Below are 15,981 nucleotides of genomic sequence, written 5' to 3' on the forward strand. Positions count from 1 at the left end.
CGGGGTCTCGTAGGGAGGAGTTAGCGGAGAGGAGGTAGGAGGTAGCGGAAAGCGGGTTACGCGGGTTCGGATGCTTCGGGTTCTAAGGCGGGGTGTTCGATCAGGGTCGCTTGGATTTTTTTCGGCGCTTGCAGGGGGCCGGGGGCGGTGACGGCGCCGCGCGAGGCGGAACCAACGCTGCGCGCGTACTTGGCCAGCACGCCGGTGGTCACGCGCGGGGCGATGCGCGCGGGCTCGCGCGAGGCCAGGTCGGCGGCGACGCTCAAGGTGCGGCTGGCGACGTCGATGACGACGCGGTCGCCTTCGCGCAGCCGCGCGATCGGGCCGCCGTGCGCGGCTTCGGGCGAGATGTGGCCGACCATGAAGCCGTGGGTCGCGCCGCTGAAACGGCCGTCGGTGATCAGCGCGACATCGTTGCTCAGTCCCTGGCCGACCAGCGCCGCGGTCACCGCCAGCATCTCGCGCATGCCCGGGCCGCCGGTGGGGCCTTCGAAGCGGATCACCACCACGTCGCCCGCGTTGATCTGTCGCGTCTGCACCGCGGCGAACGCCGCTTCTTCCGAATCGAACACCCGCGCCGGGCCTTCGAAGTGCTCGCGGCCGTGGCCGGCCAGCTTGAGGATGCAGCCTTCCGGCGCGAGGTTGCCGTAGATGATCGAGTAGCCGCCGCGCGGCTTGATCGGGTCGCTGATCGGGCGCACCACGTCCTGCTGCGCGGCCATCGTCGCTTCGCGCAGCTCCTGGAAAAAGGAACGGCCGGTGACCGTCGGAATATCCTCGATCAGACCGGCCGTCTTCAGCTCGCGCGCCACCAGCGCCGCGCCGCCGAATTCGAACATTTCCGCGGCGGTGTAGCGTCCGCCGGGTTTCAGGTCGGCGATGACCGGCGTGTGCGCGGCGGCTTCGAATTCCTCCAGGTCGAAGGCGACGCCGGCTTCGTGGGCGATCGCCAGCAGATGCAGCGCGGCGTTGGTCGAACCGGCGGTGGCCGAGACCGCGCGCGCGGCGTTGCGCAAGGAGGCGGCGGTGATCAGCTCGCGCGGCGTCGGCGAACCGTCGCGCAGCCGCTGCATCACCAGCTCGCCGCACAGGCGCGCGGTTTCCGGCTTGTCGTCGTGGATCGCCGGGACGTCGTTGTAGCCCAGCGGCGACAGGCCCAGGAAGGTCAGCACCATCGCCATGGTGTTGGCGGTGAACTGGCCGCCGCAGGCGCCGGCGCCGGGGCAGGCGTGCGATTCGATCCGGTGCAGCTCGGCGTCGTCGATGCGCCCGGCCGAATGCGCGCCGACCGCTTCGAACACGTCCTGCACGGTCAGCGGCTTGTCCTGCGCGCTGCCCTTCTTCGACGGGCAGTGGCCCGGCATGATGGTGCCGCCGTAGAGGATCACGGTCGGGATATCCAGGCGCGCGGCGGCCATCGCCGCGGCGGGGATGGTCTTGTCGCAGCCGACCAGCAGCACCATCGCGTCCAGGCAATGGCCGGAGACCGCCAGTTCGATCGAGTCGGCGATGGTCTCGCGCGAGGCCAGCGAGGCGCGCATGCCGTCGCTGCCCATGGCGATGCCGTCGGTGACGGCGATGGTGTTGAACTCGATCGGCGTGCCGCCGCCGTCCTGGACGCCGCGGCGCACGTGCTGGGCCAGGTCGCGCAGGGTGATGTTGCAGGGCGAAACGTCGCTCCAGGTGTGGACCACGGCGACCAGCGGTCTGGCGATGGCCGCGTCGTCCAGGCCGGTGGCGCGCAGCATCGCGCGCGCGGGGGCTCGGGCCGGGCCTTGCTTGATGGCGTTGCTTCTCACGAACGGCGTTCCTTGGAGGCGAATCCTTCGCCGTTGCCGCACGTCCGCGTGCGGTGTTGCCAGGAACCCGAGGCCGTATAACGAAAAACCCCGCGCCTTTTGGGCGCGGGGTTCAGGTTCTTTCGACCTTCGGGTGGTGTGGTTTTCTACACGAACCCGTATCCCGCGCTGGTGAGCGAGGTAATAAGTACGAGGGCAAGAATAATGCTTGCGATGGCCGGAGCGGCCTTGAGCAGGGTGCTGCGGAGCTGCGCGGCGCGCGCGGATTCGTTCGAGGCCGCGATGGCCTGCGAATTCGTCCGGCGGTGGTTGCTGCGCTGCGTCATGGGTCGAGAAGACCATGCGCGCTCAGGGCTTGTCAATAGTTTCCTCGGCAATCATCGCGAGCCGCTAAAACCATCACAGCCCGCGCTTGCGGCAGGCCCGGATAGGGCCGCGGCGCGGCCGGCCGCGTTCAGGATCGCGGCGGCGCCGTCGCGGAAGACGGCGCGCCGTGTGTGCGAAGCCGCGCTGATTAGTCCGCGCGCGTTCCTTATAGTGCGGCCGCGACCGCCTCGGCCAGCAAGCGCTCGCGCAGCGCCGCATAGTCCGCCGCGATCGGTTCCGCCGAGGCCGGCCGCGCCAGCGATGCGGCCAGCGCCGGCGGCGGCTCGACCGCGTGGCCGACCAGCGGCTCGACGATGCTGTCGAACTTGGACGGATGCGCGGTCGCCGCCACCGCCCACGGCCGCTCGTCGCCGTGCGCGCGCAGGTGTTCGAGCGCGCGCAGCCCGGTCGCGGTGTGCGGGCAGGGCACGATGCCGTAGCGGGCCGGCGCGGCGCGGATGGTGTCGACGATGGCCGCATCGTCCACGCCCTCGGCCTGGATCGCCGCGCGCAGTTCGGCGTCGTCGCGGTGCCAGTGGCGCAGGCGTTCGAAATTGCTCGGCGCGCCGACGTCCATCGCATTGGCCAGGGTCGCGCGGGTCGGCTGGGCGGCGTAGTCGGCGCCGGCGAAGTAGCGCGGCAAGGTGTCGTTGGCGTTGGTCGCCAGCCGCAGGTCGCCGACCGGCGCGCCCATGCGCTTGGCCACCAGCGCGGCGCAGGCGTTGCCGAGGTTGCCGGTGGGGACGATGAAGTTCAGCGGCTCGCCGTGGGCCGCGTAGTACTGCGCCGCGGCGTGCGCGTAGTACGCCGCCTGCGGCAGCAGCCGGCCCAGGCTGATGCTGTTGGCCGAACTCAGCGGCACCCGCGCGCGCAGCGCTTCGTCGCCGAGCGCCTGCTTGGCCAGGCGCTGGCAGGCGTCGAAATCGCCGTCCACGCGCAGCGCCCGGACGTTGTCGCCCCAGCAGCCCAGGCCGTGGGCCTGGCGCGGCGAGACCCGGCCGTCGGGGTACAGGATCAGCACCCGGAAGCCGGGCCGGCGGTGGAACGCCGCGGCCACCGCGGCGCCGGTGTCGCCGGAGGTGGCGACGACGATGGTGGTGTCCGGCGCATCGGGCGCGCGCAGGCCGGCCAATGCAGCGGCGAGGAAACGCGCGGCGTAATCCTTGAACGCGGCGGTGGGGCCGTGGAACAGCTCCAGCAGCCAGCTGTCGGCCGGGCTCAGCGCACGCAGCGGCGCGTCGAACGAGAACGCCTGCGCGCACAGCTCGCCGAGGCGTCCGCGCAGCGCCGATCGGGCGAAATAGGGCGCGAGCACGGCGTGCGCGGTCTCGGCCAGCGAGCCCGCGGCGAGCGGCTGCGCCAGCAGCGGGATCGATTCGGGAACGTAGAGGCCGCCGTCGGGCGCGAGGCCGGCGGCGAGCGCGGCGTCGATCGGCGTGGGCGCGGTCTGGCCGCGCGTGCTGAGGAAGTTCATGCGTAATCCGGTTGGGGGCGGCGCGCCGCGGTTCGGCTCAGGAACCCGGCGCGTTGCGGTAAGCGGGGGACGGATCGTCGCGATGCGACGCGGGCGGACTCAGTCGAGCACCTCCGCGCGCGGCCCCGCCACCGGGGTGACGTAGGCGCGCGAGTCGAAGCCGGCATCGGCGAACGCCTGGCGCATCGCCGGCGCCGCCGCGGCCGCGTCGCTGCGCGAGGCGAACCAGGCGAAGCAGCTCGGCCCGGCGCCGGAAATGCTGGCGCCGAGCGCGGCGTGGTCCAGCGCCGCCGCCTTGACCGCGGCGAAGCCCGGAATCAGCGGCGCGCGCCGCGGTTCCACCAGCAGATCGACCAGGCCTTCGCGCAGCAATGCCGCATCGCCGCGCTGCAGGCCGGTCAGGAACAGCGCCAGGTGCGCGCTCTGCTTGACCACCTGCGCCAGCGGATACGGATCGGCCAGCACCGCGCGCGCGCGCCGGGTTTCCAGCACTTGATCGGGATGCACCACCACCGCATGCAGCCATTCGGGCACCGCCAGCGCAATCATCCGCGCCGAGGTCGCCATGACCACGCCGCCGAGCAGCATCGGCGCGACGTTGTCGCCGTGGCGGCTGCCGCTGGACACCGATTCGCCGTCGAGCGCGAATTCGTACAGCGCATCGCGCGACAACGGCTTGGCCAGCACCGCGTTGGCCGCGACCAAGGCGGCGACGCACGACGCCGCCGAGCCGCCCAGGCCTGAGCCCAGCGGGATGCCCTTGTCCAGCTCCAGCTCGAAGCCGTGTTCCAGCCCGAGCTTGTCGCGCAGCGAGATAAGCGCCTGCCCGGCGGTGTTGCGCGCGGCTTCCAGCGGCAGCGAATCCGCGCCCGGCACCGCGCCGCGGATCGCGCGGATGCGCACGGTCGGCTCGGCGATGCGCCGCACGGTGGCGACATCGCGCACGCCGTCGATGGAATGGCCGAGCACGTCGAAGCCCACGCCGATGTTGCCGACGCTGCCGGGCGCGAACGCGCGCGCCTGCTGCGCAGGCGTGTGCGGCGCGGGCGCGGCGGCGGCCTCGTCGGCGGAAGGAAGGGCAGCGCTCATGCACGGGCTCCGAGGGTCTGGGCGATGGTCAGCAGATCGCCGAACACGCCGGCGGCGGTGACGTCCGGGCCGGCGCCCGGGCCTTGCACCACCAGCGGATTATCGGCGTAACGGCGCGTGCGGAACTGGATCAGGTTGTCGGTGAGCGCGCCGTGCAAGGCCGCGTGGCCAGGCTGCGGGGTGACCACGCCGACGCTGGCGCGGCCGTCGCGGTCCAGCCGGGCGAGGTAGCGCAGGCTCAGCCCGGCCGCGCGCGCGGCGTCGAAGCGCTGTTGCAGCGGCGCGTCGAGTTCGTCGAGGCGGGCGAAGAATTCGTCCTTCGATACGTTGCGCAACGACTCCGGCACCAGGCTCTCGACCTCGATCTGCTCCAGCGACAGCGGCCGCCCGGCTTCGCGCGCCAGGATCACCAGCTTGCGCGCGACGTCGGTGCCGGACAGGTCGTCGCGCGGATCCGGCTCGGTGTAGCCCAGCTCGTGCGCCTCGCGCACCAGGTGCGAGAACGGCGTGCGGCCGTCGTAGCGGTTGAACAGCCAGGCCAGGGTGCCCGACAGGATGCCTTCGACCTCGGTCAGTTCGTCGCCGGTGTCGAGCAGCGAGCGCAGGGTCTGGATCACCGGCAGGCCGGCGCCGACGGTGGCCTCGTAACGGAACTGGCCGCCGTGGCGCGCCGCTTCGCGGATCGCCTCGAAGCGCGCCAGCGGGCCGGCGCCGGCGTGCTTGCTCGGGGTGACCACGTGGATGCCGGCGGCGAGCCATTCGGGGTAGCGCGCGGCGACCGCATCGGAGCCGCTGCAATCGACGATCAGCGCGTGCGGGATGTGCTCGGCGCGCACGTGCGCGGCGAAGCGCTCCAGGTCCAGCGCTTCGGATTCGGCGTCGAGCGCCTGGGCGTCGTCGAAATCGAGCGCGCGCGGCGCCAGGCGCATGCGCCGGCTGTCGGCGAGCGCGCGCAGGCGCAGGTCCAGGCGCCGCTGCGGGCGCGATTCGCGCTGGAAGCGCGGCTGCGCGGCGGCCAGTTGCGCCAGCAGCGCGCGGCCGACCTTGCCCGGGCCGATCACGCCGATGGAAATGCATTGCGGCGACAGCCAGAACGCCGAATGCGCCGCGCGCAGCGCGCGGGTGGCGTCGCGCGCGGCGATCGCCACCGAGATGTTGCGCTCGCCCGCGCCCTGGGCGATGGCGCGCAGGTTGACCCGCGCCTTGGCCAGGCCGTCGAACAACTGCGCGGCCACGCCGGGCTGGCCGACCATGCCGTCGCCGACCGCGGCCAGCACGCAGACGTCCGGGGTGACCTGCACGTGCTGCGCCTGGCCGTCGGCCATCGCTTCGGCGAACGCGGCGACGATCGCGTCGCGGCCGCGTTCGGCCTCGGCGGCGCGCACCACGCAGCAGATCGAATGTTCGGAGGAGCCTTGCGAAATCATCGTCACCGACACCCCGGCCGCGCGCAGCGCGCCGAACAAGCGCTCGGCCGCGCCGGGCACGCCGACCAGGCCGTTGCCGACCAGTTCCAGCACCGCCAGGTCGTGGACCAGGCTGAGCCCCTTGACCGGCGCCTGCCCGGGCTGCGCGCGCAGGCTGATCAGCGTGCCGGGCGAGTGCGGGTTGCGGGTGTTGCGGATGCGCAGCGGAATGCCGCGCTGCTGCACCGGCGCCATGGTCTGCGGATGCAGCACCTTGGCGCCGAAATAGGCCAGTTCGCAGGCTTCGGCATACGACATCGAGGGCAGGCAGACCGCATCGGGCACCAGCCGCGGGTCGGCCGAAAGCACGCCGTCGACGTCGGTCCAGATCGTCAGCGCGTCGGCGTCGAACAGGTTGGCGAAGATCGCCGCGGAGTAGTCGCTGCCGTTGCGGCCGAGGGTGGTGGCGTAGCCGTGGCCGTCGCGGGCGACGAAGCCGGTGACCACGACGTTGGCCGCGGCGTTGCGTTTTCGCCACGTGGCGAGATTCTCGCGGCTTTGCGCCCAGTCCACCGCCATGCCCATTTCGCTGGGATGCACCACCAGCACCTCGCGCGCGTCCAGCCGCGCCCAGCCGGCCGGGTCGCCGCCGAGCGCGGCGTGGATCAGGTAGGACGACCACACCTCGCCGAGGCCGGCGATCGCCTGCGGGGTCTTTTCGTCGCGCGAATGCAGGGATTCCAGGGCGTCGCGCAACTGCACGAACTCGGTTTCCAGCGCTCCCAGCGCGCCGTGGCGGCGGTGCGGGTCGAGCGACAGCGCGGTGTCGAGGTGGCGCTTGCGCAGCGTGCTCCAGGCCGGTTTCCAGTCCTGGCCGCTCAGGCGGGCGTCGACGATCGCGACCAGCGCGTCGGTGACGCCCTGCATCGCCGAGACCACGGCGATGCGTTCGCGCGCGCCGTCGTCGAGCAGGCCGACCGCGACGCGGTAGCGGTCGGGATCGGCGAGGCTGCTGCCGCCGAACTTGTGCGCGTGGCGCGCGGGCGGACCGGCTGCGGCCGCAAGCGCGGCGGCGTCGGCGGCGAGAGGATCTTCGCCCGCGGCCGCATCGGGCTGGGCGTCGAAAGCGGCTTGGGGTGGGGCGGACGACATGGCAGGCTCCTGGTGGAGCTCCGCGGGTCCGTCGCAGGTGGGGCCGGCAGCCCGCACCCTGGTCGGGTGCGGAGCGGCGTGGTGGTTCAGCTGGACACGCCCGTCCGCACCCTGTGAGGAGTGGTACCGGTACCGGTGGTGGTAATCGACATCGCCGCGACGGCCGATACCCGGCCGTGCGGCTGGGTCGAGACGGAGCGGGCGAGGGCGATGGCGGCGTGCATGGGCTTAGCAATACCGTGCTGTTGTGCGGCGCGTCAAGAGGGTCGGCGCAAAAATGTGCGCGCGGCGCGAAGCCAATGCCGGCGCGGGTTTGCGGTCGCGCCGGCGACGGCGACGCGGGGCCCGGCGATGGTTTCTGCGGTTACTTTCGGCCGCGTCCGGGCGCGGCCGTTTGCGCAGCGGTTCGGCGCGCGCGCAGGTGCGCGCGAGGCCGAACTCAAACTCAGCTGGGCCGGAAACTCACTTGGGCCGGCTGTACTTCACCGTGATGGTCGCTTGGCCGAGCGCGTCGGCGCGGGCCATCGCGCCGCCCAGCATCGCCTGCGCCTTGGCGTCGAGCTTGAGCTTGTCGCTCTTGAGCGCCCATACCGTGAACTCGTAGCGGTGGGTCTTGCCCGGCGGCGGGCACGGGCCGCTGTAGCCGGCCACGCCGAAGTCGTTGCGCAGCGCCATCGCCCCCGGCGGTTTCGCGCCGCGCGCCAGGGCGGCGGTGTCGGGTGGCAGGTTGACCAGGGCCCAGTGCCACCAGCCGTTGCCGGTCGGCGCGTCGGGGTCGAACACGGTGACCGCGAAGCTGCGCGTGCCTTCGGGCGGGTTCTTCCATTCCAGCGCCGGCGAGACGTTGCCGCCGGCGCAGGCCGGGAACAGGTGCAGCGCCGGCACTTGCTCGCCTTCGCGCAGGTCGGCGCTTTGCAGGACGAATTCGTCGGCGTGGGCGAACGCGCTCAGCGTCAGCGCGGCGATGGCCACGAGCGCTGCGGTTGCACGGCGGCCGCGCGAGCGGCGGGTCGGTGGGACTGGATCGGGTCGATGCATGCGGCTCTCCTTGGCGTGCGGGGCGCCAGTGTCGCAGATGCGGATCCTGCATGCCTCGCGCATGCGGCGCGCGGCGCAGGCGCGCGCGGCAGCGCAACAAACCCGCGCCGCGGCGCGCGCATTGTGTGCGCTGCTCCCATTTGCGTTCATGCTCGCCGCGCCGCAACGGCGCGGCTTTGCGACGCGATCGCGCGCGCGGTGTGAACCGCATTGAGGAATGGCCGTGCGCAAGCGCATGTACGGCCTCGATTTGAACTGCGTCGCACGACAGCGTCCGCGCCCGCGGTCAGAGTCCGGCCGCCCGCGCTCTACGGACAGCGATCGCGGGGCTCCGCCGATGACGAACGGTCGTGCGCATCCATGCGCACGCACCGCTCGCCGCTGCGGTTCCGGCTTCGCGGCCGCGGCGCCGTCCACACATCCACTCTTCAAACGTCTTTCTCGGGAGCAGACCATGAAGAAGATTTCCAAGGCGGGACTGGGGCTGGCGCTGCTGTGCGCGCTGGCGACGATCGGCGGCAACGCCAGCGCGCAGGGCCGCGGCCTCAGCGGCGAAGACCTGGTGTATTCCTACGACGAGATGTTCGACTTCGACATCGATGCGTACCTGGCCAAGCACGCGCCGCATCTGCGCAAGCACTCGGAAGAGATCTCGCACTGGGCCGGCTACAGCGGGATCAGCCCGAAGGTGCTGATCGCGCTGATGGAGCAGCAGAGCGGCGCGCTCAGCGCCAAGCGCGCGAGCAGCCGTCCGTTCGGCAAGCTGGCGCGCGCCGACGGCTTCGGCGCGCAGACCCGCGAGGTCGCGCTGGCGCTGCGCGAGTCGCTGTACGAGCGCGATCCCGACGGCGCCAAGGGCCCGGTGACGCTGGCCCGCGCCAATCCGCTGCAGGCGCTGTTCGAGCGTTCCGGCGACAGCGAACCGGCGGCGGCGCTGCGCGGCGACGGCGAATTCCAGCTGGTCTACGGCCGCCTGTTCAACGAACCGCGCCAGGCCAAGGCGCCGTCGGACCGCTTCAGCAAGGCCGGCCCGGACGTGCAGCCGCTGTCGCCCAACGGCCTGTTGCAGTTCCCGTTCCCGCGCGGCGCCAGCTGGCATGTCGGCGGCGCGCACACCAACACCGGCTCGGGCAACTACCCGATGTCGTCGCTGGACATGTCGCGCGGCGGCGGCTGGGGCAGCAACCAGAGCGGCAACTGGGTGTCGGCGTCGGCGGCGGGCTCGTTCAAGCGCCACTCCTCGTGCTTCGCCGAGATCGTCCACACCGGCGGCTGGTCGACGACCTACTACCACCTGATGAACATCCAGTACAACACCGGCGCCAACGTGTCGATGAACACCGCCATCGCCAATCCGGCCAACACCCAGGCCCAGGCGCTGTGCAACGGCGGCAGCTCGACCGGCCCGCACGAGCATTGGTCGCTGAAGCAGAACGGCAGCTTCTACCACCTCAACGGCACCTACCTGTCGGGCTACCGCATCACCGCCACCGGCAGCAGCTACGACACCAATTGCAGCCGGTTCTATCTGACCAAGAACGGCCAGAACTATTGCTACGGCTATTACGTCAATCCGGGCCCGAACTGAGGCTCGCGGGCGGCGCGCGGCCCGCTCACAGGGCCGCGCGCAGTTCGCTCGGCGACAGCCCGTAACGGCGGCGGAAGCGGATCGCGAAACGCGAGGCCGAGGCGTAGCCGGCCGCCGCGGCGATGCGGACGATGCTTTCGCGCGTGCCCTGCAACTGCGCGAGCGCGAGTCCGAGCCGCTCGTCTTCGAGCATCTCGCGGAACCCCGCGCCGTGCGCGGACAACTGGCGGCGCAGGGTCGATGCGCCCAGGCCCAGGCGCCTGGCGATCTCGTCCAGGCTCCAGTCGCGGCCGGGGTCTTCGCGCAGCAGCTGGCGCACCCGTACGTTGAGCGGCGCTTCGCGGTCGGCTTGCAGGCAGGCGGCGGCGCCGGCCAGGGTCAGGCACAGCAGCAGCGTATGCGCGTGCTGTTCCAACAGCGGCGCCGGCGCCGGTTCGCACGCCGCATCGAGCAGTTGCCGCCAGGCCTGGCCGGTGTGCCGGTCGCGGCGCAGGCTCGGTGCGCCGTGCGCTGCGCCATGCAGTGCATGTTTCAGCGCCGATTCGTAGACGGCCTTGTGCCGGTGGCGGAAGTCGGCCACCAGCGCGGACGGGAGCTGGAGCAGATCGGCGCGATAGCCGCGCGCGCCGGGACGGTTGTCGATGCCGTAGCGTTCGCCCGGCCGCAGCACGATCAGGTCGTCCTGGCCACCGCGGTATTCGCGTCCGCGCCACAGCACGCGCTTATGTCCGTCGGTGACGCCGACCAGCAGCAGTTGCGGCACGCTCACGTCGCGCAACGCATGGGGTTTGCGCGCCGACAATTCGCTCGCAGCCACGCGCTTGCAGGTCAGGCGCAGTGGCGCGTCGATGGCGGCGGCGCGGTCGGTCCGGTCGAGCATGGCGCGATGCTGCCACAGACTCGCGCTCACCGTCCGTAGCTCGCTTCCAGCGTGGCATGGCCGAGGGCGTTGGCGCGGATCGCGAAGCCGGCCATCGCGCCGCTGGCGTCGGCGCCCAGTCCCAGCGACGCGGTCTTGAGCGCCCAGACTTCGAAACGGTAACGGTGCGGCCGGCCCGGCGGCGGGCACGGGCCGCCGTAGCCGGGCGCGCCGAAATCGGTGCGGGTCTGCACCGCGCCGGCCGGCAGCGGCGCGCCGCCGCGCGGCAGGGCGCGCACGTCGGCGGGCAGGTCGAGCACGACCCAGTGCCACCAGCCGCTGCCGCTCGGCGCATCCGGGTCGTAGACGGTGACGGCGAAGCTGCGCGTGCCGGCCGGCGGGTCGGTCCATTCCAGCGCCGGCGAGAGGTTGCCGCCATCGCAGCCGAAGCCCGCATAGACGTGGCGGGCGGCGATCGGGCGGTCGTGCGGCAGGTCGGCGCTGCGCAGGCGGAAGTCGCCGGCATGCGCCTGCGATGTGGCCATCGCGAGCGGCAGGCTCAGCGCGGCGAGGACGAGGATCAACACGATCAGGCGGCGGAGCGAAGACATGGCGGCGTTCCGTGGGGACTGGCCGCAGTCTCGCGCCGGCGGACGCGGCCGGCGGTGCGCGAACGCTCGGCTTCGGTGCGCGAACGCTCGCGCCCGACGCGGCGCCGCGCAGGCGTCTACGGCGCGCGCGGCGCGCTCAGCCGCCCCACGGCGGCGGCGGCGCGGGCACCGGTCGGGTCAGGTCGAATTCGATTCGGAACAGGCGGCCGGGGCGGGCGAGTTCGTAGACGAAGCGCTGTCCGTCGATCTCCACCGCCCACACGTTCGGCACCGAGACCTCGCGGCCCAGGCGCCGGAACAGCGCGCGGCTTTGCGGGTCGGCCGGGAATTCGTAGCGGTCGCCTTCGCCGCGCGGCTTGAGGTCGCCGCCGTACATCGTCAGCTCGTCCTCGCTGCCGTCGCGGTGGCGGTGGTCGTGCTTGAAGCGCAGTTCGCCGGCGCGGCGGTCGAACACCCAGGTGCGCGAGCGGTCTTCGCCGACCTGGAACGGGATGCGGATCGTGTCGGCCTCGCAGCCGCGCACATGCATGACCAGGGTCTTGCCGATGAACGGGTCGTCGGCGCTGCGCGGGGTGTCGGCGACGATGCGCCCGGCGAAGGCCTGCCCGCACAGCGGCCGCAGGCGTTCGAACAGCGCGGCGGCGCGCGCGTCGACGGCGGCGCGTTCGGCCGCGGGCGTGGGCTGCACGGTGTGGCCGAGCACGCAGCCGCCGAGCAGCAGGGCGGCGGCGAGGGGCAGCACGGCGAGCGGGCGAAGGCGCGGGCGGATGGGGTTCATGCGCGCACGCTAGCGGTCGCGCGCGACGCGGGCAAGACAGCCGGCGCCGGGCTGCGACCGCCGTCGCCGCGGCGGCATTGGCGCCCGGGCCGGTTTCCGGGTCTAATGCACGCTTGAAGCGGGGGTACCGCGGCGGGCCGACAGGGCCGTCCGGTTGAGACAGTCCCTTCGAACCTGATGCGGTTGAGACCGCCGTAGGGAAGCTTCGCAGGACGCGATCGCTGCGTCCGCGCGCCCGCTTTGTGCGAGCCCTCCGGCTCGCGACGCCGCACCCGATGGTGCGGTCTTCCCCTCCAAAGCGGACGAATTCCCATGAACGCGGTTCCCTCCGAGCTGATCCAGCAAGCCGAGAAGTTGTCGGCCGACGTCACCCGCCCGATCCCCGGCTCGCGCAAGATCCATGTGCAGGGCTCGCGCCCGGACCTGCACGTGCCGATGCGCGAGATCGCGCTCGACCGCACGCCGACCATCTTCGGCGGCGAGGACAACGCGCCGCTGGCGGTGTACGACACCTCCGGCGCCTACACCGACGCCGACGCGAACATCGACCTGGCCGCCGGCCTGGCGCCGCTGCGCGCGAACTGGATCGCCGAGCGCGGCGACACCGAACTGCTCAAGGGCCTGTCGTCGGAATTCGGCCGCCAGCGCGAGCACGATCCCAAGCTCGCCCACGTGCGCTTCGGCAACCGGCCGCTGCCGCGGCGCGCCGTCGCCGGCGCCAACGTCACCCAGATGCACTACGCCCGCCGCGGCATCGTCACCCCGGAGATGGAATACATCGCCATCCGCGAGAACCAGCGGCTGGAATCGATCCGCGAAGCGCACCTGCTGAACCAGCATCCGGGCCAGAGCTTCGGCGCCAACATCCAGAAGATCATCACCCCCGAGTTCGTGCGCGAGGAAGTCGCGCGCGGCCGCGCGATCATCCCCAACAACATCAACCATCCGGAAAGCGAGCCGATGATCATCGGCCGCAACTTCCTGACCAAGGTCAACGCGAATATCGGCAATTCGGCGGTGTCCTCGGGCATCGCCGAGGAAGTCGAGAAGCTGGTGTGGTCGATCCGCTGGGGCGCGGATACGGTGATGGACCTGTCCACCGGCAAGCACATCCACGAGACCCGCGAGTGGATCATCCGCAATTCGCCGGTGCCGATCGGCACGGTGCCGATCTACCAGGCGCTGGAGAAGGTCGACGGCCGCGCCGAAGAGCTCAACTGGGAGATCTTCCGCGACACCCTGATCGAACAGGCCGAGCAGGGCGTGGACTACTTCACCATCCACGCCGGCGTCCTGCTGCGTTACGTGCCGCTGACCGCCAGGCGCGTCACCGGCATCGTCTCGCGCGGCGGCTCGATCCTGGCCAAGTGGTGCCTGGCGCACCACAAGGAGAATTTCCTCTACACCCACTTCGAGGAAATCTGCGAAATCATGAAGGCCTACGACGTGGCCTTCTCGCTCGGCGACGGCCTGCGCCCGGGCTCGATCGCCGACGCCAACGACGCGGCCCAGTTCGGCGAGCTGGAAACCCTGGGCGAGCTGACCCAGATCGCGTGGAAGCACGACGTGCAGACCATGATCGAGGGCCCCGGCCACGTGCCGATGCAGCTCATCAAGGAAAACATGGACAAGCAGCTGGAGGTGTGCGGCGAGGCGCCGTTCTACACGCTCGGGCCGCTGACCACCGACATCGCGCCGGGCTACGACCACATCACCTCGGCGATCGGCGCGGCGATGATCGGTTGGTACGGCACCGCGATGCTGTGCTACGTGACGCCGAAGGAACATTTGGGCCTGCCCAATAAGCACGACGTGCGCGAAGGCCTGATGGCGTACAAGATCGCCGCCCACGCCGCCGACCTGGCCAAGGGCCACCCGGGCGCGCAGGCGCGCGACAACGCGATGAGCAAGGCGCGCTTCGAATTCCGCTGGGAAGACCAGTTCAACCTCGGCCTGGACCCGGAGCGGGCGCGCGAGTACCACGACGAGACCCTGCCCAAGCAGGCGCACAAGGTCGCCCACTTCTGCTCGATGTGCGGCCCGCACTTCTGCTCGATGAAGATCACCCAGGACGTGCGCGACTACGCCAAGGAACACGGCCTGGACGAGAGCGCGGCGGTGAGCGAGGGCATGGCCGAGAAGTCGGCGGAGTTCCGCGCGCAGGGGGCGGAGGTCTACCACCGCGCCTGACGGCGCGGCGGGAGGTGGCGGTTAGGAGATAGGAGATAGGAGATAGGAGATAGGAGGTAGGAGGTAGGAGGTAGGAGATAGGAGATAGACAAAGGTGGGCGGCTGGCCTGTGGCGGCGTTTTGGCTCTTACTATCTCCTAACTCCTATCCGCTAACTCCTAGCCCAATGGCCAGCTACGCCTCCCTCAAATGGCGCGCCATCGCCCGCCGCCACCCGTCGGCGTTCCTGCTGGCGGCGCAGTTGCTGAGCCTGCTGGTCTATCCCTTGTTCGAACCCGCCGGCGGCGGGCGCGTGGTGTTCGGCGCGTTCGGGGTGCTGGTGCTGGCGCTGGCGGTGTGGGTGGTCAACCGCAGCCCGGCGATCAAGTGGATCGCCTGGATCATCGCGATTCCGGCGTTCGCGCTGTCGGTGCTGTCGGTGCTGTTCGCCAGCCCCGGCCTGCTGATTCTGTCTTCGGCGCTGGAGGCAGCGCTGTACTTCTACGCGGCCAGCGCGTTGATCGGCTACATGATGAGCGACCACAAGGTCACCGCCGACGAGCTGTTCGCCGCCGGGGCGACGTTCACGCTGTTGGCCTGGGGTTTCGCCTATGCCTTCGTGGTCTGCCAGGCCTGGTATCCGGACAGCTTCGTCGGCGCGCAGCGGCCGGGCGAGCCGCGCACCTGGCTGGAGCTGCTGTTCCTGAGTTTCACCAACCTGTCGGCGGTCGGGCTGGGCGACATCCTGCCGATGTCGCCGGCGGCGCGGGTGCTGACCATGCTCGAGCAATTCGCCGGCGTGGGCTATGTCGCCGCGGTGGTGTCGCGCCTGATCGGGCTGACCATGCTGCGCTATCCGCGCGCCTGAGGCCCGCGCCGGGCGCGCGGCGCTGAACGAAGTTGAAATGACTCCGCGTTAAGCTGGCGCGGGTGCCGCAGCGAGGCCATCGTTGCGCACCCGATGCGTTACAGATAAGTACGCGGCGTGGAAGGCGTTTTGGAACGATACGTTCCGGCCCGATCGCGGCGAAAACCGCCCTGCGACGTTGCGGACCGGTCGTGACGGCGTTCGCCGGCGCTAGAATAGGCGGCTAGAACAAGCAATGCCGGCGCGCCTTTCCGATCGCGCCACCGCGCCATGCCGGATATGTCGGTTGGTCCGTCTTGTGCCTAGGCGTTCAGGCACATGACCGATCGCGGGCAAGTGCGCACCATCAGCAGGATCCATGCCGCGAACCCACGAGCCATCGACGCCGCCCTTGCCCGCCGAGCATCTGCGGGTAGGCGATTGCCTGGTCGACATCCCCCTGCGCGAAATCCGCGCGCCGGGGGCGCGTCGGCCGCGCCGGATCACGCCCAAGGCGATGGGCGTGCTGCTCGTGCTCGTCGATCACGCCGACCGCGTGGTCAGCCGCGACGCGCTGCTGGCAGAGGTCTGGCCCGACACCCTGCCGACCGACGATGTGGTGACCCAGGCGATCACCCAGCTGCGCAAGGCCTTCGACGAGGACCGCGGCAACCCGCGCTACATCGAGACCATCGCCAAGAACGGCTATCGGCTGCTGGCCAAGGTGCGCTGGCTGGTGCCCGAAGCGGCCGCGGACGCGGCGCCGGCCGGCGCGGCCGAGGGCGACGCCGGCCAGGCCGAGCCC

Annotated in this window: 13 protein-coding genes and 1 riboswitch; of the genes, 4 read left to right on the forward strand and 9 right to left on the reverse strand. The window is 71.3% G+C overall.

Annotation, left to right across the window (positions count from 1 at the left end):
* Positions 1 to 56 precede the first annotated feature (56 nt).
* The 6 genes from A7A76_RS00920 to A7A76_RS00945 all read right to left on the reverse strand — a co-directional run bounded on the left by A7A76_RS00920 (position 57) and on the right by A7A76_RS00945 (position 8,258).
* Entirely contained in the window at positions 57 to 1,799 is a 1,743-nt protein-coding gene (locus tag A7A76_RS00920) for a dihydroxy-acid dehydratase (RefSeq protein WP_206409425.1), read from the reverse strand.
* A 146-nt stretch (positions 1,800 to 1,945) separates the two neighbouring features.
* On the reverse strand, positions 1,946 to 2,125 hold the full coding sequence (locus A7A76_RS00925) for a hypothetical protein (protein ID WP_206409426.1): 180 nt from the start codon (positions 2,123 to 2,125) through the stop codon (positions 1,946 to 1,948).
* A gap of 206 nt (positions 2,126 to 2,331) precedes the next feature.
* Positions 2,332 to 3,639, reverse strand: coding sequence for a threonine synthase (gene thrC, locus A7A76_RS00930; protein WP_206409427.1), 1,308 nt, complete (start codon positions 3,637 to 3,639; stop codon positions 2,332 to 2,334).
* A 99-nt stretch (positions 3,640 to 3,738) separates the two neighbouring features.
* Positions 3,739 to 4,728, reverse strand: coding sequence for a homoserine kinase (locus tag A7A76_RS00935; protein WP_206409428.1), 990 nt, complete (start codon positions 4,726 to 4,728; stop codon positions 3,739 to 3,741).
* A complete protein-coding gene (gene thrA, locus A7A76_RS00940) occupies positions 4,725 to 7,286 on the reverse strand; it encodes a bifunctional aspartate kinase/homoserine dehydrogenase I (protein ID WP_206409429.1) in 2,562 nt (853 codons plus the stop codon). The genes A7A76_RS00935 and thrA overlap by 4 nt, the downstream gene beginning before the upstream one ends.
* A gap of 462 nt (positions 7,287 to 7,748) precedes the next feature.
* Entirely contained in the window at positions 7,749 to 8,258 is a 510-nt protein-coding gene (locus tag A7A76_RS00945) for a YbhB/YbcL family Raf kinase inhibitor-like protein (RefSeq protein ID WP_206409430.1), read from the reverse strand.
* Between the two features lie 520 nt (positions 8,259 to 8,778).
* On the opposite strand from A7A76_RS00945, the gene A7A76_RS00950 reads away from it, so the two are divergent.
* The gene (locus tag A7A76_RS00950) at positions 8,779 to 9,912 is read left to right on the forward strand and encodes a M23 family metallopeptidase (protein ID WP_206409431.1); all 1,134 of its coding nucleotides are present in this window, start codon (positions 8,779 to 8,781) and stop codon (positions 9,910 to 9,912) included.
* Between the two features lie 25 nt (positions 9,913 to 9,937).
* Here A7A76_RS00950 and A7A76_RS00955 read toward each other — a convergent pair whose 3' ends face one another.
* The 3 genes from A7A76_RS00955 to A7A76_RS00965 all read right to left on the reverse strand — a co-directional run bounded on the left by A7A76_RS00955 (position 9,938) and on the right by A7A76_RS00965 (position 12,160).
* Complete coding sequence (locus A7A76_RS00955) at positions 9,938 to 10,792, reverse strand: helix-turn-helix transcriptional regulator (protein ID WP_206409432.1); 855 nt, start codon at positions 10,790 to 10,792, stop codon at positions 9,938 to 9,940.
* A 26-nt stretch (positions 10,793 to 10,818) separates the two neighbouring features.
* Positions 10,819 to 11,382: a YbhB/YbcL family Raf kinase inhibitor-like protein gene (locus tag A7A76_RS00960; protein ID WP_241200650.1), complete on the reverse strand. Its 564-nt coding sequence runs from the start codon at positions 11,380 to 11,382 to the stop codon at positions 10,819 to 10,821.
* Positions 11,383 to 11,518: 136 nt separating this feature from the next.
* Complete coding sequence (locus A7A76_RS00965; RefSeq protein WP_206409433.1) at positions 11,519 to 12,160, reverse strand: hypothetical protein; 642 nt, start codon at positions 12,158 to 12,160, stop codon at positions 11,519 to 11,521.
* A 110-nt stretch (positions 12,161 to 12,270) separates the two neighbouring features.
* Positions 12,271 to 12,379: riboswitch (TPP riboswitch) on the forward strand.
* Positions 12,380 to 12,472: 93 nt separating this feature from the next.
* Between A7A76_RS00965 and thiC the strand changes: the two genes are divergently transcribed.
* The 3 genes from thiC to A7A76_RS00980 form a co-directional block, all read left to right on the forward strand.
* The gene (thiC, locus tag A7A76_RS00970) at positions 12,473 to 14,350 is read left to right on the forward strand and encodes a phosphomethylpyrimidine synthase ThiC (protein ID WP_206409434.1); all 1,878 of its coding nucleotides are present in this window, start codon (positions 12,473 to 12,475) and stop codon (positions 14,348 to 14,350) included.
* Positions 14,351 to 14,516: 166 nt separating this feature from the next.
* Positions 14,517 to 15,197, forward strand: coding sequence for a two pore domain potassium channel family protein (locus tag A7A76_RS00975; protein ID WP_206409435.1), 681 nt, complete (start codon positions 14,517 to 14,519; stop codon positions 15,195 to 15,197).
* A gap of 358 nt (positions 15,198 to 15,555) precedes the next feature.
* Positions 15,556 to 15,981: winged helix-turn-helix domain-containing protein (locus A7A76_RS00980; RefSeq protein ID WP_241200651.1), on the forward strand; the 426-nt coding region annotated here is incomplete at its 3' end.

It is taken from the genome of Lysobacter enzymogenes (assembly GCF_017168095.1).
Classification (GTDB): Bacteria; Pseudomonadota; Gammaproteobacteria; order Xanthomonadales; family Xanthomonadaceae; genus Lysobacter; species Lysobacter enzymogenes_D.